Genomic DNA, 20,505 nt, shown 5'->3' on the forward strand with positions numbered 1-20,505 from the left:
CGGTCACGCCGTATCTCTGTATGTGCGCTAAAACGCACGTCGCGATACCGGTCGTATATCGGCTACCGGCCAGGGCCGGGATCGGTACGCGGCGGCGGGTACGGTATGCCCGAGCAGCCACACGGACGGTTTAGGAAGGGCAAGCGCTATGGAAGAGCCGCGTCGCCTCGGCGGCCGGTACGAGCTGGGCTCGGTGCTCGGCCGCGGTGGCATGGCCGAGGTGTACATCGCCCATGACACCCGGCTCGGCCGCACCGTCGCCGTGAAGACGCTCCGGGTGGATCTCGCCCGCGACCCGTCCTTCCAAGCCCGGTTCCGCCGTGAGGCCCAATCGGCCGCCTCGCTGAACCACCCGTCGATCGTCGCGGTGTACGACACCGGCGAGGACTACGTCGACGGGGTCTCCATCCCGTACATCGTCATGGAGTACGTGGACGGGTCCACCCTGCGCGAGCTGCTGCACTCCGGCCGCAAGCTGCTGCCCGAGCGCTCGCTCGAGATGACGGTCGGCATCCTGCAGGCGCTGGAGTACAGCCACCGCTCCGGCATCGTGCACCGCGACATCAAGCCCGCGAACGTCATGCTGACGCGGCAGGGCCAGGTCAAGGTCATGGACTTCGGCATCGCCCGCGCCATGGGCGACTCCGGCATGACGATGACGCAGACCGCGGCCGTCATCGGCACCGCGCAGTACCTCTCACCGGAGCAGGCCAAGGGCGAGACCGTCGACGCCCGTTCCGACCTGTACTCCGCCGGCTGCCTGCTGTACGAGCTGCTGACCGTGCGGCCGCCCTTCGTGGGCGACTCCCCGGTCGCGGTGGCGTACCAGCACGTCCGGGAGGAGCCGCAGCCGCCGAGCGTGTACGACCCCGAGGTCAGCCCCGAGATGGACGCCATCGTCCTCAAGGCGCTCACCAAGGACCCGGACTACCGCTACCAGTCCGCCGACGAGATGCGCGCCGACATCGAGGCCTGCCTCGACGGCCAGCCCGTCGGCGCCACGGTCGCCCTCGGCGCCGTGGGCTACGGCGGCGGTTACGGCGGCTACGGGCACGACGCCGCCACCACGGCCATGCCCCCTCAGCACGACGCCGGCACCTCGATGCTGCCGCCCATGCGCGACGACGACGGCGGCTTCGGCTACGACCAGCAGCAGCCCGGCGGCGGTGGCCGGCGCAAGCCCAAGAAGAGCAACACCTCGACCATCCTGCTCGTCGTCGCGGCCGTCCTGGTCCTCATCGGCGCGATCTTCATGGGCAAGGCGCTCTTCTCCGGGAACGGCAGCGGGGGCGACACGGTCTCCGTTCCGGCGTTCGTCGGCGTGACCAAGGCCGAGGCCGAGACCAAGGCGAAGAACGCGAACCTCACGATCGCCTTCGGCGAGACCGTCTTCTGCGACGACCAGCCCAAGGGCAAGGTCTGCAAGCAGTCGGACGCGCCCAACACGGAGATCCCCAAGGATCAGACGGTCACCCTGAACCTCTCCAAGGGCGCCGCGAAGATCGACGTCCCTGACGTCACCGGGGACAAGTTCGAGGACGCCGAGCAGGAGCTCAAGCAGGCGGGCTTCGAGGTCGACAAGCAGTCCCAGACCTCCGACAAGGAGGAGGGGACCGTCCTCAAGCAGGACCCGGACGGCGGTGAGAAGCGCGCCAAGGGCGCGACGATCACGCTTACGGTCGCGGTGGCCCCGCAAGAGGTCACGATCAAGGACGTGAGCAACAAGACCGAGGCGGAGGCCAAGCAGATCCTCGAGGCCGACGGCCTTGTGGTGAGCCGCACGGAGCAGGAGTCCCCCGACCACACGGCGGGCACCGTCATCTCGACCAACCCGACAGCCGGAAGCACGGTCAAGGCTGGGGAGACGGTGACCCTGATCATCGCCAAGCCGCCGTCCACGAACGCGATCGACGACCTGACGGGCAAGTCTCTCGGCGAGGTCAAGGGCATCGCCAGCGAGCTGGGACTGAAGCTGGTGGTCTTCCCGCCCAACCTGGCGGGGAACGACAACGCCACCGTCCAGAACCAGAACCCGCAGCCCGGTTCTCAGATGAAGCCGGGTGACACGCTGACGGTCGGAGTCCAGGACCCGAACGCCGGCGGGAACAACGGCGGCGGAGGCTTCTTCAACGGAGGCAACGGCGGCTGACGCGGCCGGCGCCGACCAGGCGGACAGACGAAGGGGCCCCGGACATCGTGTCCGGGGCCCCTTCGCCGTTCCGCGAGGTAGGTGGGATCGGGCGGATCAGCCGCCCAGCTCCGCCGGGGGCGTCCGCTTCGCGTCGACCTTCTGGGTGCGGACGAGTTCGGCCCAGACGATGTAGCGGTAGCGGGAGGTGTAGACGGGGGTGCAGGTCGTGAGCGTGATGTAGCGACCGGCCTTCGTCCTGCCGCTCTCACGGGGGATCTGGTCGATGACCTTGACGTTGTACTTCGAGGTCTGGGGGAGGACGGCGAAGACCTTGTAGACGAACCAGGTGTCGCGGTCCTCGAAGACGACCGGGTCGCCCTTCTCGATCTTGTCGATGTTGTGGAACTTGGCGCCGTGGCCGTCGCGGTGGGCCGCGAGTGTGAAGTTGCCCTGCTTGTCCCAGGGCATGGCCGACTTCACCGGGTCGGTGTAGTAGCCCGCGACGCCCTCGTTGAGGACGTCGGTGCCGGTGCCCTTGCGGACCAGGACCTCGAAGTCCTTGCCCATGGCGGGGACGTGGAGGAAGCCGATGCCGTTCTTGGTGTCGAGCTTGCCCGGCTGCTCGACGGCCCACTGGCGGCGGACGGCGTCGCCGTCGTGCCTGGCCTGGCGGTCGGCCAGGACGTTCGTCCACCACAGGGAGTAGGCGACGAAGAGGCCGAGCACCAGGCCCGCGGTGATCAGGAGTTCACCGATCAGGCTGACGACTGCGGCGACGCCGTCGCGGGTGCGCCGCGGGTACGGCGGGGTCTCCCGGTGGTGGTCCTGCTGGGTGGTCGTCACCGCTGCCCCGATCTGTGCGTACGTACCCGGCCTACTCGACCAACGCGTCCGGCTTGCCCTTGTCACGCGGCCGTTCCTCGACCATCTTGCCCCAGACGATCAACCGGTACTTGCTCGTGAACTCCGGTGTGCAGGTGGTCAGGGTGATGTAGCGGCCCGGCCTGGTGAAGCCCGATCCGTTGGGGACCGGCTTGATCACGGAGGTGTTGGACGGCGGGGTCGAGGCCAGCATGCTCGTGACCTCGTACGTGTAGTACGTCGACTCCGTCTCGACGACGACCTTGTCGCCGTCCACCAGCTTGTTGATGTAGCGGAACGGTTCGCCGTGGGTGTTGCGGTGGGCGGCGAGCGCGAAGTTGCCCTGCTTGTCCCAGGGCATCGCCGTCTCCAACTGGCCGTCGTAGTGGCCGATCATCCCCTTGTCGAGCACCTTGTGCTTGTCGGTGCCCTCGGCGATGGGGGCCTTCACGTCCAGCTTGGGGATGTACATGATCGCGAAGCCCTGGCCGGGTGAGAACGCGCCGGGGTCGCGGGGGGTCGCCTTCTCGCCCTCCCACTGCTTCTGGAGGTTGTTGGCGGCCCCGCCGGCCTGCTGGTGGGCGAGGACGTTGGTCCACCACAGCTGGTAGGTGACGAACAGCAGCATCAGCACGCCGAAGGTGATGAAGACCTCGCCGACGACGCGGCTGGCGATCACTCCTGGGCTGTCCTTGGCCGCGCGGGCCGCGCGCCGCGCCTCCAGGCGGGAGCGGGGGGCCGAGGCCATCGCCGGGGTGGACGCGTCCGGGGCCGTGAGCGCCCCTGTGGCGTCCTGGGAGACCAGGTTGGCTCCAGAGCGCCTGCGTCCCCTGCCGCCGCGGCGTGCGGCCTCCTGGGCGGCCTTGCGGCGGGCGGCGCGCCCGCCCACCGCGGGGATGCCGTCCTCCTCGCGCTCCGGGCGCGGCGGTTCGGGTCTCTCCCCCGGCTCGCCCCCGGCGCCGGCACCGCTCCACGGGCCCGGGCCCGGGCCCGTGGAGCGGCGCGGGGCGATGCCGGGGTCGTCCACGACGGGCATCGCCATCGTGTCGCCCGGGGCGCCGGCCGCCCTGCGCCGGGCGGTGGCCCGTTCCTCCTCGGTGGGCCTGCGGCGCACGACACGGGGGCCTTCGGGCGCTTGCGGCGCCGGGTCCTCCCGCGGCGGCACGGACACCGGAGCGGACGGAGCCTGGGGGGACGGGGCTTGAGCCTGGGCCTGGGCCGCCGGCTCGTACTCGGAGGGCTGCGCGTGCCGCGGGCCCGGGGGCGGGGGCGGGTACGGTCCCGGCGCGAACCCGGGGGTCTCCTCCGCTGTCCGTCGCGGCTCCCGGGCAGGCGGCTCCTGCTCCTGGTCCGGGGACTCCCCGGACCGCTCCGCACGCCGCGAGGCGCTCGGCAGCGGGTCGTTGAGCGGATCGGCCAACTGCTCCACCACGGCGGCGAATTCGGCGGTGTCACCGAAGTGCCGATGCGCGGTCACGCAATCACGCCCTGGTTCCGACCACAGGCGCGAGGCCCGCGGAACGCTCGACGGCGTCCTGGTCGCCGCACTCGACCAGCCAGTTGGCGAGCATGCGGTGTCCCCATTCGGTGAGCACCGACTCCGGGTGGAACTGGACGCCCTCCACCCGGGCGGTGCGGTGCCGCAGGCCCATCACGATGCCGTTCTCCGTCCAGGAGGTGACGTCCAACTCCTCCGGCAGGGTGTCACGTTCGACCGCCAGGGAGTGGTACCGGGTGGCGGTGAAGGGCGAGGGAAGCCCGGCGAAGACGCCGCGCCCCTCGTGGAACACCGGGGAGGTCTTGCCGTGCAGCAGCTCGGGGGCCCGGTCCACGACCCCGCCGTAGGCGACCGCCATGGACTGCAGGCCGAGGCACACACCGAAGACCGGGACGTCGGTGGCGGCGCAGTGCCGCACCATGTCGACGCAGATCCCGGCTTCCTCGGGGGTGCCGGGCCCCGGCGACAGCAGGACGCCGTCGAAGCCGTCCTGCGCGTGGGCGAGGGCGACCTGGTCGTTGCGGAGCACCTCGCACTCGGCACCCAGCTGGTAGAGGTACTGGACGAGGTTGAAGACGAAGCTGTCGTAGTTGTCCACGACGAGGATGCGGGCGCTCACTTTACGGCCGCCATCCCCTGGTCGACGGTCACGTCGTTGAAGGGGAGCAGTGGCTCCGCCCAAGGGAAGACGTACTGGAAGAGGACGTACACGACGGCGAGGACGAGGACGAGCGAGATCGCCGCCTTCACCCACGCGTTGCCCGGCAGGTGCCTCCAGATGAAGCCGTACATGCGCTGCCTTCCTGCTCCCTGCTCCCCGTGCCACGCCAAGATTAGCCCGCCGATCCCTCCGGCATGGCGTCCTCCACAGGCTGTGTGGATTCCAGGTGCCCCCAGGTGACGAGGCGGTGGCTGTGGCCCCACTCGGGATCGCAGGTGGTCAGGGTCAGATAGCGCCCCGGACCGCGGTATCCGGACTTCACCGGCACGGGATCGACGACCGCGACGTCGGTGGGCACCGTGCGGTAGGGTGCCCGGTCGATCTCGTACGTGTACCAGGTGCGGCCGTCGGTGAGGAGCACCTCGTCGCCCTTACGCAGCCGCGGGAAGTCCTTGAACGGGTCGCCATAGGTGCGCCGGTGGCCGGCGACGGCGAAGTTGCCGATCCCGCCGAGGCGGGCGGTGTCCGCGTAGTGGCCCAGGCCCCGCTTGAGGGTGTCGGTCTCGGTGCCCTGCAGCACCGGCTTGTGCCAGGCGCGCCCGAGCCGGGGGACGTACATGACGGCGAACGCCTTGCCCTGCGGATACGGCGTCACCTTGGGAGCGGGCCGCGCGGAATCCGGCACCTTGTGCGGGGTGGACGGCCGCACGGTGGCGACCGGTTGCGTCGCCCAGCTGTCCTGGAGCCGGTGGATCTCGCGGTCCATGGCGCTGTCGGCCCGTAAGCCGGTCCAGAAGAGCACGTAGACCACGAACAGCACCATCAGCGCGCCCACGGTGACGCACAACTCGCTCAGCGTCCGCACCACCAGGCGCACGGCGATCACCCCACAGGCTTGGCGTAGTGCAGATCCACTGTGCCGGAGTAGCCGGGCAGAGTCACCCGCTTGTCGTCCTCGACTTTCCATCCGAGTCCGTAGGCGTTGACGTACTGCAGGTAGTTCTGGATCGCGGGGCTCCGGTCGATCGCCTTGTGGAGCTTGCCGGGGTCGCCCACCGCCGTGATCTTGTAGGGCGGGGAGTAGACCCGCCCCTGCAGGATGAGGGTGTTGCCGACGCAGCGCACCGCGCTGGTGGAGATCAGCCGCTGGTCCATGACCTTGATGCCCGAGGCGCCGCCCGCCCACAGGGCGTTGACGACGGCCTGCAGGTCCTGCTGGTGGATCACGAGGTCGTTGGGCTGCGGGTCGGGCACGCCGGGGATGAGCGGCGTGGCGTCCGGCGGCGCGTCGTTGAGGGTGACCGAGACGGCGGGGCCGCTCAGCTTGCTGGTGCCGGCCTCCGCCGACAGCCGGTCGAGCATGTCGCGGGTGGCGTCGCTGACCCCGCTGTCGGCGTGGGCGAGGGAGTCGACGTCCTTGCGCACCCCGGAGAGCTCGTTGTCGAGGTCCTCGTTCTGCCGGCTCTTCTCCTGGACCCGGTCCGACAGCCGCAGGAGAGGCTCGTCGGTGCGGATGTCCACACCCTTGGCAGTGTCGAAACTCACCCAGAACAGCAGCCCGGCGAGCGCGAAGACAGCCGCGCTGAGCAGGCGAAGCACCACAGACCGGGCAGAACGGCGGGTGGGGGAGGCGTGGATCGGAGTGCTCACCGTAGCCTTATCTCCTTCCAACCCTTGGAAGCACTACGCTAACGGACGCCCGGCGGCTGGTTTCCCCTGCCGCCCGCCAGATCACACCACACGTCACACGCGCGGTCACGCAGCGCATCGACAGGAGAGTCCCTCGTGCCGAAGTCACGGATCCGCAAGAAGGCAGACTTCACTCCGCCGCCGGCGAAGACCGCCGCCATAAAGCTCAGCACCGGCAGGGGCTGGGTCGCGCCGCTGATGCTGGCGCTCTTCCTGGTCGGCCTGGCGTGGATCGTCATCTTCTATGTGACGCAGGGCAGCTGGCCCGTGGAGCAGCTGGGTAACTGGAACATCGCCGTGGGCTTCGGCTTCATCGCGGGTGGCTTCGTCGTCTCCACGCAGTGGAAGTAGTCGATCGCACAGTTATCCACAACCGTCATCCACAGTGTTGAAAAGGTCGCATGATCTGTGGATAACCACTACCGGGTTGACGCCGGTGTGACCGGTGGTCCGATGTACGGGCCACCGGTCTTTCATTGATCTTGCAGGTCAGACACGGTCTGTGGGGGCCCGAGCACGGCTTGCCCACAGGATGCACAGGACGGCGGTCCTGCTCTGTGGATAACGTCAGATCAACAGAGCGGGTTACGGCCTAACCGGTGATTCTTGCGACGCCGGCCCAGGTCACGACCAGCACCACGGCCAGCACCGCCGCGGCCGTCCCCCACTGCACGAGCGCGCGGCGCTCACGCGGCGCGTAGGCCATCCCGACGGCCACCAGACCGCCGGTGACCAGCCCGCCGATGTGGGCCTGCCAGCTGATGCCCGCCCAGAGGAACGTGAAGGCCAGGTTCAGCGCGAGCAGGATCAGCACCGGGCGCATCTCGTAGCGCAGCCGCCGCATGAAGACCGCCGTCGCGCCGAACAGTCCGAAGATCGCGCCCGAGGCACCGAGCGTCGCGGCGTTCGGAGCCGCCAGCAGCAGTACCAGCGCGCCCCCGCCCAGGCCCGACAGCAGGTAGAGGACGAGATAGCGGGTGCGGCCGAGCAGCCCTTCCAAGGGGGCGCCGATCCACCACAGCGACAGCATGTTGAAGCCGATGTGCCACAGCTCCTGGTGCAGGAACATCGAACTGAGCAACCGGTACCACTGGTCCGCGCCCAGGGCGACGCCGAAGCATCCGGAACGGTCGCAGGCCGCCCCGACGAGCGCCAGGTCGTTCACCACCCGGTCGCCGAGCGCCTGCACGAGCAGGAAGACCGCGAGGTTCAGCCCGATGAGGATCTTGGTCACCAGACGCGGGTCGCCTGCCACGCTGCCGCCCGCGACCGTACGCGGCCCGGTGGCCTGGGCCTCCCGGCGCGCGTCGCGCACGCACTCGGGGCAGTGGAAGCCGACCGAGGCGTTGACCATGCACTCCGGGCAGATGGGCCGCTCGCAGCGGGAGCACCGGATGCCGGTCTCCCGGTCCGGGTGCCGGTAGCAGCGGACCGCCTGGTCGGTCATCTCTCAGCCCTTCACCGCCGAATCGCCCCGCACATCAGACGGACGGGCGGGGCGGTTGAGTTCCCGGGACGCCCTACCGGCGCTCGACGACCACGCTCTCGATGACGACGTCGTCCACCGGACGGTCGGTGCGCGGATTGGTCGGGGTCGTCGCGATGGCGTCCACGACCTTCTGGCTGGCCGGGTCCACGACCTCGCCGAAGATGGTGTGCTTGTGGGTCAGCCAGGTCGTGGGGGACACGGTGATGAAGAACTGCGAGCCGTTGGTCGCGGGCCCGGCGTTCGCCATGGCCACCAGATACGGCCTGGTGAAGGCCAGCTCGGGGTGGAACTCGTCGCCGAACTGGTAGCCCGGGTCGCCGGTGCCGTTGCCCAGCGGGTCGCCGCCCTGGATCATGAAGCCGGAGATGACGCGGTGGAAGACCGTGCCGTCGTAGAGGTGCTCCGTGGAGGGGCGGCCGGTCCGCGGGTCGGTCCACTCGCGGGTGCCCTCGGCGAGCTCGACGAAGTTCTTGACGGTCTTCGGCGCGTGGTCCGGCAGCAGCCGGATGGTGATGTCCCCGTGGTTGGTCCTCAGGGTGGCGTGGAGCTGCTCGGCCACGGGTCTACCTTCCATCAGTCCTCGACGACAGGGACAAATCCTCGCACGTCGGGGCCTGCCCCGCGCCCCGTCGCGACCCGGGCCCGCGGCGGTACCCCGGGCGGGCGCCGGCTTGACCCGGATGCCCGTACGCACATGCCGTTCCCCGTCGTCGCGGGCATGATTTCAAACCGGGTGGAAAGGCGAAAACGTAACGCCACCGAGGAGGAGGTTCTCGTGACCCGCATCGACAGCGTGCGCGACGCAGCCGGAAGGACGAAGGACAGCGTGCGACACGCCGCGGACGTGGTGGCGCCGTACGCCGACACAGCGAAGGGCAGCGCCGCGCACTACGCGGACGAAGCGCGGCTGTATCTGGCGCCGAGGGTGTCGTCGGCCGCCCTGCAGGCCCGCGACGCGGCCCGCCTGCAGTACGACGCCCACCTGGCGTCGCGCGTCGACCAGGCCCTGGCGGCGGTGCCACCAGGAGTGCAGCAGGCCGTCGGCACCGCCGCCCAGCGCACCCGCAGGACGGCACGGCAGGCGGCGGAGTACACGGCCCCGCGCGTGGAGCAGGCGGTCAGCACGGTCCGCTCGGTCGCCCAGCCGGCGGCGGAGGAGGCGGCGGTCCGGGCGGCGGCCGCGGTCGCCGTACTGCGCAGCCACGTCACGGCCGCCGACATCCGCAAGCTGGAGCGCCGCAAGGTCCGGCGTGCCCGCAGCGGGCGTATCGCCAGGGGCTTCCTGCTGGTGGGCCTCGTCGCGGGCGGCGGATTCGCGGCCTGGAAGTGGTGGAGCAAGCAGACCAATCCCGACTGGCTGGTGGAACCCGCGCCCGCCACCGAGGTCGCCGACCGTGCCTCGCTCAACGGCGGGGTCGGCTCCGACGCCGCCTTCGGCAAGGTCGACGGCTCCCCGGTCGACGCCCTCGACCCCGAGGTGCAGGCCAAGCAGGCCGAGGCCGACTCCAAGGACCGGCCCGGCAACGGGGAGACGTATCCGTGAGACGGCCCCCAGCCGCGACGTCATGACGCGGGAGGGCGGCGGACCGCACGGTCCGCCGCCCTCCCGCTGTGCGTACGGGCTCACCGCCGCGCGGGCACCGGCAGGCCGGCGGCCTCCTGGTCCGCCTCGGGGTCGCGGATCTCCGCGGGCACCGCGCGCAGGGCCCAGCGGACGACGACCGCGCCGCAGGCGATGAGCACCGCGCCGGCCAGTGTCGTGACCTGGATGCTGTGGCAGAAGGCGTCCTTGGCGGAGTCCGTCAGCGCGGTCCCCGCCGCGCCCTGGATCCGGGCACCGGCCTCCACCGCCCCGCCGACCGACTCACGCGCGGCCCGTGCCGCGCTGTCGGGCAGCCCGGCGGGCAGCGCCAGGGCGTCGCGGTAGACCGATCCGAGGACGGAGCCGAGAACGGCGATGCCCAGTGAGCCGCCCATCTCCATCGCCGTCTCCGAGACTGCGGCGGCCGCTCCGGTGCGGTCCTTGGGAGCGCTCGCCAGGATCGTGTCGTTGGTGACCGAGACGATCAGGATGATCCCCGTGCCGTTGGCGATCAGCGGGGCCAGCAACTCCCCGTAGGGCGTGCCCGGGTCGGACAGCTGCCCGAGGACCGCGGTGCTCGCCGCCACCAGCACGAGGCCCAGGGCCACGACCCTGGCCCGGCCGAGACGCGGGATCAGCGCGGTGGCGAGCGGCGCGGCGAAGGCGGCGGCGAGCGGGCCGGGAAGCAGCGCCAGGCCCGCGGTGAACGGCGACCAGCCGCGGACGGTCTGGAAGTACATCGCGAAGGCCAGTGACAGCGTGGACGACGCGAAGATCATCACGAGGTTGGCGCCGACCGCGCCGCTGAAGGCCGGGTTGCGGAACAGCCGCAGGTCGATCAGCGGCTCCTCCACGCGGACCTGACGCCGGACGAAGGCCAGCAGGGCCGCGACCCCCACCGCCGCCGCGATCCACACCGGAGCGTGGCCGGCGCCGTCCCGGAAGCCGGTCTTGATCGCGTAGATGGCGCCCAGCACCCCGATCACCGACAGCGGGACACCGGGCCAGTCCAGCCGCCCGGGGCGCGGGTTGCGCGACTCGGGCAGCACCACGGTCCCGGCGATCAGGACGACGGCCATCAGCGGGACGTTGACCAGGAAGACCGAGCCCCACCAGAAGTGGTCCAGCAGCAGCCCGCCGACGACCGGGCCGAGCGCGAAGCTCGCCGCGCCGATGCCGCTGCTGATGCCGATCGCGGTGGTGCGCTCCTTGGGGTCGGCGAAGGCGTGGCGCAGCAAGGACAGGGTCGAGGGGACCATCATCGCGCCGGCCACACCCAGCAGGGCGCGCCCGGCGATGAGCAGCGCCGGGCCGGGGGCGTAGGCGGTGAGCAGCGAGGCACCGCCGAACGCCACGGCGCCCAGCAGCATCAGCCGCTTGCGGCCGAGGCGGTCGCCGAGGTTGCCCATGACGACCAGCAGGCCGCCCATGGCGAAGCCGTAGACATCGGAGATCCACAGGATCTGGGTGCCGCTCGGGTGCATGTCCCTGAGCAGCGACGGGATCGCGTAGTTGAGGACGCTGTTGTCGATGCCGAGGAGCATGGCGGCCAGGCAGCAGACGGCCAGCGCGGCCCATCGGTGGCGGGCGGGGCCGGCGGCCCGCGGGGTCGGGGTGGTGCGTGTCGTCGTCATGGGCGCAACGGTGGCCGGGTGCGCTGACCGGCCGCGCACCGCGCGCTGACCGGTGGCTACCCGCCGGCGGCGGACCCGGTCAGCGCCCGCAGGGCCCGGTCCGCGGAGAGCCCCGCGCCGCGTGCGTACGCCGCCTCGTACCCGGCGGCCCCCAGCGCGGTCCGTACGGCGGCGTCGGTGCGGGCGGTCCCGGGGAGCGCGGGCACCGACGGACCGCGCAGGGCGCGGGCGACGCCGAGGAGTTCGGCGGCCGCGCGGGGGTCGCCCTCGGCGAGCGAGAGATCGGCCCGGGCCTCGGCGAGGGCAGCCGCCAGGGGCAGGTTCCGGGCGCCGTGCGCAGGATCGGCGGCCTCCAGGAAGCGGGCGCGGGCCTGCTCGGTACGGCCTTCCGCCAGGGCGATCCGGCCCAGCGCGATGAGTGTCTCGGTGCGTGCGCCCTCGCCGGTGTACCAGCCGGTCAGGCACTCCGACAGGGCCAGTTCGCACAGCCGGCGCGCCTCGGCCAGGTCGCCCTCCAGCCGCGCGCACTCGCCGAGACCGAGGTGGGCACCGGCGAGCATCTCCCGGGCGCCGGTCCTGCGGGCCAGCTCCAGGCACGCGGCGAAGTCGGCCCGGGCCCGGTCGACCCGGCCCGCACGGACAGCGCTCTTGCCGCGCTCGCCGAGCAGTTCGGCGACGTTCTCCGTGGCACCGATCTCCCGGGCGACCGTCAGTGCCTCGTCCACGAGGCCCGCGGCGCGCGGCAGGTCGCCGCGGGCCCCGGAGAGCCAGGCCAGTTGGGTGAGGGCCAGGGTGGCGCCCCACCGGTCGCCCAGCGTGCGGAAGGCCGCGAGCGCGGTGGTGAACTCCGCCTGCGCCGCCTCGATGTCGCCCTCCACCATCCACCGCTGGAAGCCCGAGCCGATGTGCGTGAGCGCGGTCTGCCAGGGCTCCTCGGCCATCCCGGCCAGCTCCCGCTGGTACACCGCGTACGTCTCGGTGTCGGGGACGCCGGAGAAGGGCGCCCACAGCAGGTTGAGCACGGGGAAGCGGCGGGGCAGGCCGCCGAGCCGGCGCACGACCTCTGCCACGGCGGCGAAGTGCTCGGCGAGTCCGGCCTGGTCGGCGGTGCCGGCGGCGGCCGTCATCACGCACAGCGCGTACTCCTCGTCCAGCCCCTCCGGCGGGCCCGTCCCCGTCGCCCGGAGCAGTTCGACGGCGGGCTGGGCGCCTTCGTAGCGCATACCGCGGAGCATCCAGTACGTGCACAGGGCGGCGAGCAGCCGCAGGGCGACGGCGGTGTCCCCCGCGGCGACCGCGCCGCGCAGGGCGGAGTGCAGGTTGTCGTGGTCGGCGGCCAGGCGGTCCAGCCAGTCGAGCTGTTCGGCCCTCCGCAGATGGGGGTCCGCGGTCAGCGCCAGGTCGAGGAAGCAGGCGGCGTGCGCGCGGCGCAGCCACTCGGTCTCCCCGGCCTCGGCCGCACGGTCGGCGGCGTAGGCGCGGATGGTCTGCAGCAGCAGGTAGCGCGTCCCCCGGGCGGTGCCGCCCTCGGGACGCCGGACGACGAGGAGCGACTTGTCGGCGAGCGAGGCGAGCAGGTCCAGCACGTCGTCGGCGTCGATGCCCGCGGCGCCCGGCACCCCGTCCGGCGGTCCGGCGCAGACCGCCTCGGCCGCGGCGAGGGTCCAGCCGCCGGCGAAGACGGACACCCGGCGCAGGACGGTCCGCTCCTCCTCGGACAGCAGCTCCCAGCTCCAGTCGACGACCCCGCGCAGGGTGCGCTGGCGCGGCTGCGCGGTACGGCTGCCGCGGGACAGCAGCCGGAAGCGGTCTCCCGCGCCGACAACCCCCGGGAGGGCGTCGAGCCGGTCGGCGATCTCGGCTGCGGACAGCGAGCGCAGGCGGGCGGCGGCCAGCTCGATGGCGAGCGGCATGCCGTCCAGGGCCCGGCAGATACGGGCGGCGGCCCCGGGGTCCGGCAGGCCCTGCACGGATCCGGCCGCCGTGGCCCGGTCGGCGAGCAGCCGGACGGCGGGGGAGGCGAGCACAGCGGCGTCGTCCGCCCCTTCCTCGGGCAGCGGGAGCGGCGCGAGCGGGGACAGCGTCTCCCCGGTGATCCCGAGCGCCTCCCTGCTGGTCGCCAGGACGCGCAGGCCGGCGCAGGCGGACAGCAGACCGTGCGTGAGGCGCGCCACGTCGTCGATCAAGTGCTCGCAGTTGTCCAGTACCAGCAACAGGTCGCGATCGGTGAGCGCGGCCGTGAGCCGCGCGAACGGACCGGGGGCGCCCGCCTCCCGGCCGGTGGCGGGCAGCGGACCCGCCTCGCGGAGCCCCAGCGCCCCGGCGACCGCCTGGGGCACCGCCGCTCCGTGGGTCAGGCCGGACAGGTCGACGAAGCACGCCTCCCCGGCGTACCGGCCCGCCGCCTCGACGGCGATCCGGGTCTTGCCCGCGCCGCCCGGCCCGATCAGGGTCACCAGCCGCGCACCGGCCAGCAGCGACCCGATCCGCTCCAGGTCCTCCTCCCGGCCGACGAAGCTGGTGAGCGGCGCCGGCAGCGTGTGCCGCGGAGGCGGTGACCCGACGGGCGGGGCGGCCGGTGTTTCACGTGAAACACCCGAAGCGCGGGAAACAGGCGCCGTACGGACCACCGGGCGGGGGTCTCCGCGCAGCACCGCCAGATGCGTCTCGGCGAGCTCGGGGCCGGGGTCGGCGCCCAGGCTGTCGGCGAGCTCGCGGCGTGTGTCCTCGTACACCGCCAGCGCCTCGGACTGGCGCCCGCAGCTGTACAGCGCCCGCATCAGCTGGGCCGTCAACCGTTCACGGAGCGGGTACGCGGCCACCAGCTCGCGCAGTTCGGCCACCAGCTCACCGTGCCGGTGGGCATCGAGCGTGAGGTCCGCCGCGATCCGGTCCTCCAGCGTCGCGACGCGCAGTTCTTCCAGACGGGTGATCTGCGGCCCGGCGAAGGGCGCGTCACCCACGTCGGACAGAGCGGACCCCCGCCACAGCCCGAGCGCCTCACGGAGCAACCCGGCCGCCCGCTCGGTGCCGCCGGCGGCCAGCGCCCCGCGGCCCTCGGCGGCGAGCCGCTCGAAGCGGTGGACGTCGACCTCGTCCCGGGGTACGGCGAGCCGGTAGCCGCCCGGGTGGCTCTCCACGGGTGCCCCGATCGCGGAGCGCAGCCGGGAGACCTGCGACTGAAGGGCGTTGCCCACACCGGTCGGCGGGTCGTCGCCGTACAGGCCGCCGATCAGGCGCTCGGTGCTGACGATCCGCCCGGCCTCCAGCAGCAGCATCGCGAGCAGCGCGCGGCGGCCGGGCCCGCCCGCCGAAGCGGTGTCCCCGTCGGGCCGCAGGGCCCGCGTCTCCCCCAGAATGCCGAACCGCACGCCGCCGATTGTGCCGCACGGTCCACCCGAACGGGCCAGTCCCTGTCGGTCTAGTCCTCCTGCAGGACGGCGAGGATATTGCCCGCCGGGTCGGTGAACCAGGCGATCGGCGGGCCGCCGGTGCCGCGGGCGACGCCCTTCTCGTCGTGCTCGAAGCCGGGGTAGCGCTCGAAGGTGACGCCGCGCCGGATCAGCTGGTCGACCGCCCGGTCGATGTCGGCGACGGGGAAGTTCAGGACGGTGAACGAGGCCGGGGTGTGGCCGGGCTTCGGGTACACCAGCACCCGGGTGCCGCCCTCGATCCGCAGGGTCAGCAGTCCGTGCTCCGCGCAGACGTCCAGCCCCAGCGTGTCCCCGTAGAACTCCCTGGCCCTCTCGATGTCGTCCACGGCGAAGCCGCTGTACGCCCTCGTTTTTCCGAACATGGCTCCAGCATGCCCAAGCGCCGGACGCACCGCCCTCCGAGCGGGACGGAAAAGACGGCGGGCCGGAACCTCGATGAGGTTCCGGCCCGTCGGGGGACTGTGGAGCCTAGGGGAGTCGAACCCCTGACATCCGCCATGCAAAGACGGCGCTCTACCAACTGAGCTAAGGCCCCGTGCCGCAGACCAGCGTACCGGCTGCCGCGACGATCACCGACCGAGTATCGGTGTCCGTAGGATGACGGGCAAGTTCGCGGCCGCAAAGGTCCCCCGTCAGGAGCCCGCATGGACACCTCGCAGCAGGACGCCACCGCTCGCGCCCGGGAGATGCAGCGCACCTGGTACGGCGAGCCGCTCGGGGCGCTCTTCCGGCGGCTGATGGCCGATCTGGGGCTCAACCAGGCCCGCCTGGCCGGGGTGCTGGGGCTGTCGGCGCCGATGCTGTCGCAGCTGATGAGCGGGCAGCGGGCCAAGATCGGCAACCCCTCGGTCGTGCAGCGGCTCCAGGCGCTGCGCGAGCTCGGCGCGGAGGCCGCCGACGGGATCGTCACCCCCGTGGAGGCGGCCGGACGGATGGAGGAGATCCGCCGGTCCGAGGGCTCCTCGGTGCTGGGTACGACGCAGAGCTCGTCCGCCGGGCAGCCGCTGCCGCCCGCGCGCCGCGTCGTCCACGAACTGCGCACGCTGCTGCGCGCGACGGCGCCGCCCGCCGAGATCGCCGAAGCCGCCGACTCCCTCGCCCCGGCCCACCCCCAACTGGCAGAGTTCCTCCGTGTGTACGGCGCCGGGCCCGCCGAGGACGCGGTGCGGCACTACGAGGCGCACCAGCGGCGGTCACAGGGGGCGGACGCAGGGCATGGGTGAGGTCTTCGCGGGCCGGTACGAGCTCGTCGACCCGGTCGGACGCGGCGGTGCGGGCGCGGTGTGGCGGGCCTGGGACCGGCGGCGCGGCCGCTATGTGGCGGCCAAGGTGCTGCAGCAGAGCGACGCCCACGCGCTGCTGCGCTTCGTCCGCGAGCAGGCGATGCGCATCGACCATCCGCACGTCCTCGCCCCCGCGAGCTGGGCCGCCGACGACGACAAGGTGCTGTTCACCATGGAACTCGTGCGCGGCGGTTCGCTGGCGCACCTCATCGGTGACTACGGCCCGTTGCCCCCGCGCTATGTGTGCGCCCTGCTGGACCAGTTGCTGTCCGGACTGACCGCTGTGCACGCGCAAGGCGTGGTGCACCGCGACATCAAGCCGGCGAACCTCCTGATGGAGGCGACGGGCACCGGCCGCCCGCATCTGCGGCTGTCGGACTTCGGCATCGCGATGCGCAAGGGCGAGCCCCGCCTCACCGCCGCCGACTACGTGGTCGGCACGCCCGGTTACTTCGCGCCCGAGCAGCTGATGGGCGCCGACCCGGACTTCCCGGCCGACCTGTACGCCGCCGGGCTGGTCGCGCTCTACCTCCTGAGCGGCGCCAAGCCGGACGCAGAGGCGGTCGCCACCCAGTACGCGCACGGAATGCCCCGGGCGCCGATCGGCGTCCCCGGACCGTTGTGGGAGGTCGTCGGGACGCTGCTGCAACCCGACCCCGAGGCCCGTTTCCGCACCGCGTCGGGCGCCCGCAAGGCGCTGGCCGCCGCCGTGGAACTGCTGCCCGAAGCGGATCCCTGCGAGGAGCCGGTGGAGGTCTTCGACCAGATCGGCCCGCTCCCCGAGGGCTTCTCCCCCAACGGCCCGGTGCGCCGGGCGCCGGGGGCCGAGAAGGCGGAGCACACCGAGCGCGCGGAGGGCACGGAGGACACCGGCAGCTTTCGTCTGCCGCCGCCGCTGCCATCGGTGCCCGCGGCACCGGACGCGATGCCGTCCGCCCGCGTTCCCGCCGTTCCCCCGACCCCGCCGACGCGGCCCCCCGCCGCCCCTGCGCCCACGCGCCCGTACACGGCGGGCGACGGGAGAGCGGGCACGCCGCCCCTTCCCGCACACCACCGCTCCGGTCCCCTCGGGACGCACCGTCCGGGCCCTCCCGCCACGGTGGTCGTGCCCGTGCTGCTCGTGGCCGCGCTGTGCTTCGCCTTCGGCATCTGGGCGCTGTCGGTCTCCTCCTGAGGCCGCGCCGCATCACCCGCCGGATCACGCCCCGGTGCGCCGCCGGGCGGACGCGACCCACACCGCCAGCGACAGCAGCAGTACGCTCCCCGCGCCCAGGGAGGCGAACCCGGCCAGCCGCAGGGCCGATTCGCCGCCGGAGCTCTCCTCCCCCGGCAGGCCGAGGTCGGCGGTCGGGTCGCCGTCGTACCGCGGAGCGGCCTGCGCCTCGCCCTCCAGGCCGACCCGCAGCGTGACGGGAATCGGGCCGCGCACAAATCCCGCGACGTCCCGGTGGACGGTGACCGCCACGTAGTACGGGCCGGCGAAGCGTGCCGCCGAGACCCTTTCGTCGGGCTCCCAGCGGTTGGCGTAGGCGACCTTCCCGGTGGTCGCCGTGACGGAGGTCTGCTTCCCGGAGTACGCGCCCCCGGCGCCGCCGACAAAGCCCCAGCGCGGGTTGTAGAGCTCCACACGCACGCCCGAGGCCGCGAAGCCGCCGGCCTTCGTCACGGGCGCGTTGGCGAACTCGGCGTCGATCCAGGCCTCTCGCCCCCAGTCCACCGGCACCTCGTAGAAACGGGTCTGCCCGGGCGGCACTTCGTCCTTCCACACGCCCGCGCCGAGTTCCGCCGCCCCGGCGACGTCGGATCCGCCCGCCACCCCCCGCGCGGTCCCGGCCGCGGGCGCGGGAGGCCGCGTGCCCGCGCTCACGGCAGGTCCCGGCGTGGCGCCGGTGACGAGTGGCGGCTCGGTCGTGAGGCGTATCTGCAGCGGCCACGGCGCCGGGTCGGAGGTGGCGGCGGACCTGCGGGTCACGGAAAGGACGTAGGCGTGCGCCTCCTGACACGGCTCGTCGGCGCCGATCGTGCGCTTGACCCAGGTGCCCAGCGGCCGGGCGGCGCCGTCGCCGGAGAAGGTGCGGTGGTCGCTGTCGCAGCGGGTGCCGTCGGTGCTCTCCAGGCTCAGGTCGACACCGTCCCCGAACGCGACCTCGCTGCCCGGCCCGGGGAGCGCGAAGACGGCGAGGTAGGCCGATTTCTCCGCATCGAGCTGGACGGCGTAGTGCCGCGCCTCCCCGCCCGGGGGCAGGGTGTCCCGGTACAGCACACCGGCCGTCAGTTGAGGGGCGTCGGCCGTGCTGGGCCGGCCCCGGACCACCTCGCCCCGCGGCTGCCGGCCCGGCGCTGCGGAGTCGGCGAAGGCCGTCCCCGCCGGCCCGGTGGGCAGCAGGAACGCGGCCACCACGGCCGCCACCGTCCTGCGGATCACGTGTGGCCCCTCCGCCGCCGGCTCAGCGCGGCCACCCCCGCGACCCCCGCGAGCGCCACCGCGCCGCCGGCCCCCGCCGCGACCACGTCGCCCGCGGTCATGAATCCTCCCCCGTGCCTACCGCCGCCCGGCGCGGCCGCCGCGACGTCCGTCCCGGCCTCCTCGGACGGCGAACCGCCGCCCAGCGCCGCCGCCTTGTACTGCGGACCGGCCAGCTCCGTCCCCGCCACGTCCACGCGCAGCACAACCTTCACCACCGCGCCACGGGCGATGCGCGCCGCACCCGGCCCCAGGGACACGGCGACGTAGTAGTCGCCACTGGTGCGGGCGCCCGGCGCCGCGCTCCCGGCGACCCAGCGGTTGGTCCATGTCACCGGCACCGTACCGAGCCCCACCGACACGGGGCGCCCCGTGTAGGCACGCCGCTGCGAGACGCCGGAGGCGTCGTCCACGGTCTGCCGGTCCGGACCGTAGGCCGCCGTCGCCACGAAGGAGGGCGCCGTCGGGCCGTCCGCGTCCCGCACGGGCACATCGGCGAACTCCGCGGCGTACACCAGCCGTTGTCCCCAGCCCACCCGCACCTTGTAGAAGCGGGTCCGCCCGGGCGGCAGCGCGTCCCGCCACACGCCTCTGCTCAGCCGCAGCGCGTCGTTGAAGCCGCTGCCGCCCTCGACGTCGCGGGGCGTCCCGGCCATCGGCGGGGGCGCCTCCCCGAACCGCGTCGCGGCGGGTGCCGGGGTGGTCCCGGCGGCGAGCGGGGCCTCGGTGCCGTAGCGCAGTTCGACCGGCCAACGCTCCCGGTCCGAGCCGGCGTCGCTGGTGCGGTGCACGGACAGCGCGTAGCGCCCTGACGTGTCGCAGCCGCCGTGCCCGTCGGCGGACGGGACGCGGCTGACGGCCCCGCTGAGCACCATGGCGCCCTCGTTCTGCCCGAAGTGCGCGAAGTCCGTTCCGCAGGCCGGGGAGTACCGGCCCGGGGCGCCGAGCCGCAGTTCGATCCCGTCGCCGTGGGCGACCTCGACGCCGGTGCGCGGCACCGCGGTGACCGCCAGGTCGGCGGTTGTGGCGGCGTCCAGATCGACCGCGTACCAGCGCGTCTCACCGGGTCCGAGGGTGTCCGTGTACTGACCCGGCGTCAGGATCGCCGCGGTCTTGTCGCTGCCGCCCCCGCTCACCCGCCGGCCCTGCGGGCGGTACGCGTTCGCGTTCGCGTTCGCGACGAGCGTCGAGGCCGGGGTCAACTGCCGTGCCGGCGCCGCCGCGTAGGACACATCGTGGCCGTTGCCGCGACCGGCGGCGGCTGCGACGCACTCCACCTGCCGCCGCGAGCTTCCGCGCACCCGGAGACCGAGCGCACCGATCCGCGGGCCGGCGCCCTCGCGCTCGGCCCCGGCCACCGGTTCGGCCGCCGGCGTGCAGGGCTGGCCTGCTCTGCAGACACCCTCCGCGTCGGAGACCGGCACGTCGGCGTCGCCGGAGGCCTTCGGGGCCGTCCGGTCCAACGGGCGCACGGGCCGCACCGGGCGTGTGTCGTCACAGCCGTACTCCTTGGCGCCGTGCACCCCCACGAACGCGCCGACGGCGTTCCCGGCGGCCGTCGCCGTGGCACCCTCCATGGAGCCGGCAGAGGAGTCCAGCACCATGGCGGGCTTCTCGGCCACCACCGGGCCCGCTCCGGCCGCGAGCAGCGCCACGCCCACGGCGCACACCAGCGGGGCCGTGCGCGGCGCGTGCCCGTACGCCGGCAGCGCCTTTCCTCGTCGCATGTGCCGTTCCCCCTCGCACATCGTCGGCTGCGGCGACGCTAGTGATTTGCGA

Annotated in this window: 18 protein-coding genes and 1 tRNA gene; 5 read left to right on the top strand and 14 right to left on the bottom strand. The window is 73.0% G+C overall.

The genetic code is table 11. The features are described from left to right. The first annotated feature begins 148 nt into the window (after positions 1-148). Entirely contained in the window at positions 149-2,149 is a 2,001-nt protein-coding gene (gene pknB, locus PV364_RS28865; protein ID WP_319663322.1) for a Stk1 family PASTA domain-containing Ser/Thr kinase, read from the top strand. A gap of 96 nt (positions 2,150-2,245) precedes the next feature. On the opposite strand, the gene PV364_RS28870 is transcribed toward pknB, so the two are convergent. Genes PV364_RS28870 through PV364_RS28895 form a run of 6 tightly spaced genes read right to left on the bottom strand, consistent with a single transcriptional unit; the run spans position 2,246 to position 6,801 of the window. Then, positions 2,246-2,974 (bottom strand): class E sortase, encoded by a 729-nt coding sequence (locus tag PV364_RS28870; RefSeq protein WP_401972989.1) that lies wholly within the window; start codon positions 2,972-2,974, stop codon positions 2,246-2,248. 31 nt (positions 2,975-3,005) lie between these two features. Further along, entirely contained in the window at positions 3,006-4,469 is a 1,464-nt protein-coding gene (locus tag PV364_RS28875; protein WP_319663323.1) for a class E sortase, read from the bottom strand. Between the two features lie 4 nt (positions 4,470-4,473). Then, positions 4,474-5,109 carry an aminodeoxychorismate/anthranilate synthase component II gene (locus PV364_RS28880; RefSeq protein ID WP_319663324.1) on the bottom strand — a complete coding sequence of 212 codons (636 nt, stop codon included), beginning with the start codon at positions 5,107-5,109 and terminating at the stop codon, positions 4,474-4,476. Further along, positions 5,106-5,282: a hypothetical protein gene (locus PV364_RS28885; protein WP_319663325.1), complete on the bottom strand. Its 177-nt coding sequence runs from the start codon at positions 5,280-5,282 to the stop codon at positions 5,106-5,108. Before PV364_RS28885 ends, PV364_RS28880 begins: the two co-directional genes overlap by 4 nt. Before the next feature lie 41 nt (positions 5,283-5,323). Then, a complete protein-coding gene (locus PV364_RS28890) occupies positions 5,324-6,034 on the bottom strand; it encodes a class E sortase (RefSeq protein WP_319663441.1) in 711 nt (236 codons plus the stop codon). After that, positions 6,034-6,801, bottom strand: coding sequence for a DUF881 domain-containing protein (locus tag PV364_RS28895; RefSeq protein ID WP_319663326.1), 768 nt, complete (start codon positions 6,799-6,801; stop codon positions 6,034-6,036). The genes PV364_RS28890 and PV364_RS28895 overlap by 1 nt, the downstream gene beginning before the upstream one ends. 135 nt (positions 6,802-6,936) lie before the next feature. Here PV364_RS28895 and crgA point away from each other — a divergent pair, with 135 nt between their 5' ends. After that, complete coding sequence (gene crgA / locus PV364_RS28900; protein WP_319663327.1) at positions 6,937-7,191, top strand: cell division protein CrgA; 255 nt, start codon at positions 6,937-6,939, stop codon at positions 7,189-7,191. Between the two features lie 241 nt (positions 7,192-7,432). Here crgA and PV364_RS28905 read toward each other — a convergent pair whose 3' ends face one another. Both PV364_RS28905 and PV364_RS28910 read right to left on the bottom strand, forming a co-directional pair. After that, a complete protein-coding gene (locus PV364_RS28905; protein ID WP_319663328.1) occupies positions 7,433-8,287 on the bottom strand; it encodes a rhomboid family intramembrane serine protease in 855 nt (284 codons plus the stop codon). 73 nt (positions 8,288-8,360) lie between these two features. Beyond that, positions 8,361-8,888 carry a peptidylprolyl isomerase gene (locus PV364_RS28910; protein ID WP_319663329.1) on the bottom strand — a complete coding sequence of 176 codons (528 nt, stop codon included), beginning with the start codon at positions 8,886-8,888 and terminating at the stop codon, positions 8,361-8,363. A gap of 216 nt (positions 8,889-9,104) precedes the next feature. On the opposite strand from PV364_RS28910, the gene PV364_RS28915 reads away from it, so the two are divergent. After that, on the top strand, positions 9,105-9,872 hold the full coding sequence (locus PV364_RS28915) for a DUF5324 family protein (RefSeq protein ID WP_319663331.1): 768 nt from the start codon (positions 9,105-9,107) through the stop codon (positions 9,870-9,872). Between the two features lie 80 nt (positions 9,873-9,952). Here PV364_RS28915 and PV364_RS28920 read toward each other — a convergent pair whose 3' ends face one another. The 4 genes from PV364_RS28920 to PV364_RS28935 all read right to left on the bottom strand — a co-directional run bounded on the left by PV364_RS28920 (position 9,953) and on the right by PV364_RS28935 (position 15,514). Next, positions 9,953-11,545: an MFS transporter gene (locus tag PV364_RS28920; RefSeq protein ID WP_319663332.1), complete on the bottom strand. Its 1,593-nt coding sequence runs from the start codon at positions 11,543-11,545 to the stop codon at positions 9,953-9,955. A gap of 56 nt (positions 11,546-11,601) precedes the next feature. Beyond that, on the bottom strand, positions 11,602-14,916 hold the full coding sequence (locus PV364_RS28925) for a BTAD domain-containing putative transcriptional regulator (RefSeq protein ID WP_319663334.1): 3,315 nt from the start codon (positions 14,914-14,916) through the stop codon (positions 11,602-11,604). Between the two features lie 50 nt (positions 14,917-14,966). Beyond that, complete coding sequence (locus PV364_RS28930) at positions 14,967-15,341, bottom strand: VOC family protein (RefSeq protein ID WP_319663335.1); 375 nt, start codon at positions 15,339-15,341, stop codon at positions 14,967-14,969. 100 nt (positions 15,342-15,441) lie between these two features. Further along, positions 15,442-15,514: transfer RNA gene (locus PV364_RS28935), tRNA-Ala, on the bottom strand. Between the two features lie 109 nt (positions 15,515-15,623). Here PV364_RS28935 and PV364_RS28940 point away from each other — a divergent pair. Both PV364_RS28940 and PV364_RS28945 read left to right on the top strand, forming a co-directional pair. Next, a complete protein-coding gene (locus tag PV364_RS28940; protein ID WP_319663336.1) occupies positions 15,624-16,202 on the top strand; it encodes a DNA-binding protein in 579 nt (192 codons plus the stop codon). Next, the gene (locus PV364_RS28945; protein WP_319663338.1) at positions 16,195-17,436 is read left to right on the top strand and encodes a serine/threonine-protein kinase; all 1,242 of its coding nucleotides are present in this window, start codon (positions 16,195-16,197) and stop codon (positions 17,434-17,436) included. Before PV364_RS28940 ends, PV364_RS28945 begins: the two co-directional genes overlap by 8 nt. Positions 17,437-17,460: 24 nt before the next feature. Here the strand turns inward: PV364_RS28945 and PV364_RS28950 are convergent, their stop codons facing one another. Both PV364_RS28950 and PV364_RS28955 read right to left on the bottom strand, forming a co-directional pair. Next, positions 17,461-18,687: a hypothetical protein gene (locus tag PV364_RS28950; protein WP_319663339.1), complete on the bottom strand. Its 1,227-nt coding sequence runs from the start codon at positions 18,685-18,687 to the stop codon at positions 17,461-17,463. Beyond that, complete coding sequence (locus PV364_RS28955) at positions 18,684-20,453, bottom strand: hypothetical protein (protein ID WP_319663340.1); 1,770 nt, start codon at positions 20,451-20,453, stop codon at positions 18,684-18,686. The genes PV364_RS28950 and PV364_RS28955 overlap by 4 nt, the downstream gene beginning before the upstream one ends. Between the last annotated feature and the right edge of the window lie 52 nt (positions 20,454-20,505).

Origin of the sequence: Streptomyces sp. MI02-7b, from assembly GCF_033793585.1 — a bacterium.
Classification (GTDB): Bacteria; Actinomycetota; Actinomycetes; order Streptomycetales; family Streptomycetaceae; genus Actinacidiphila.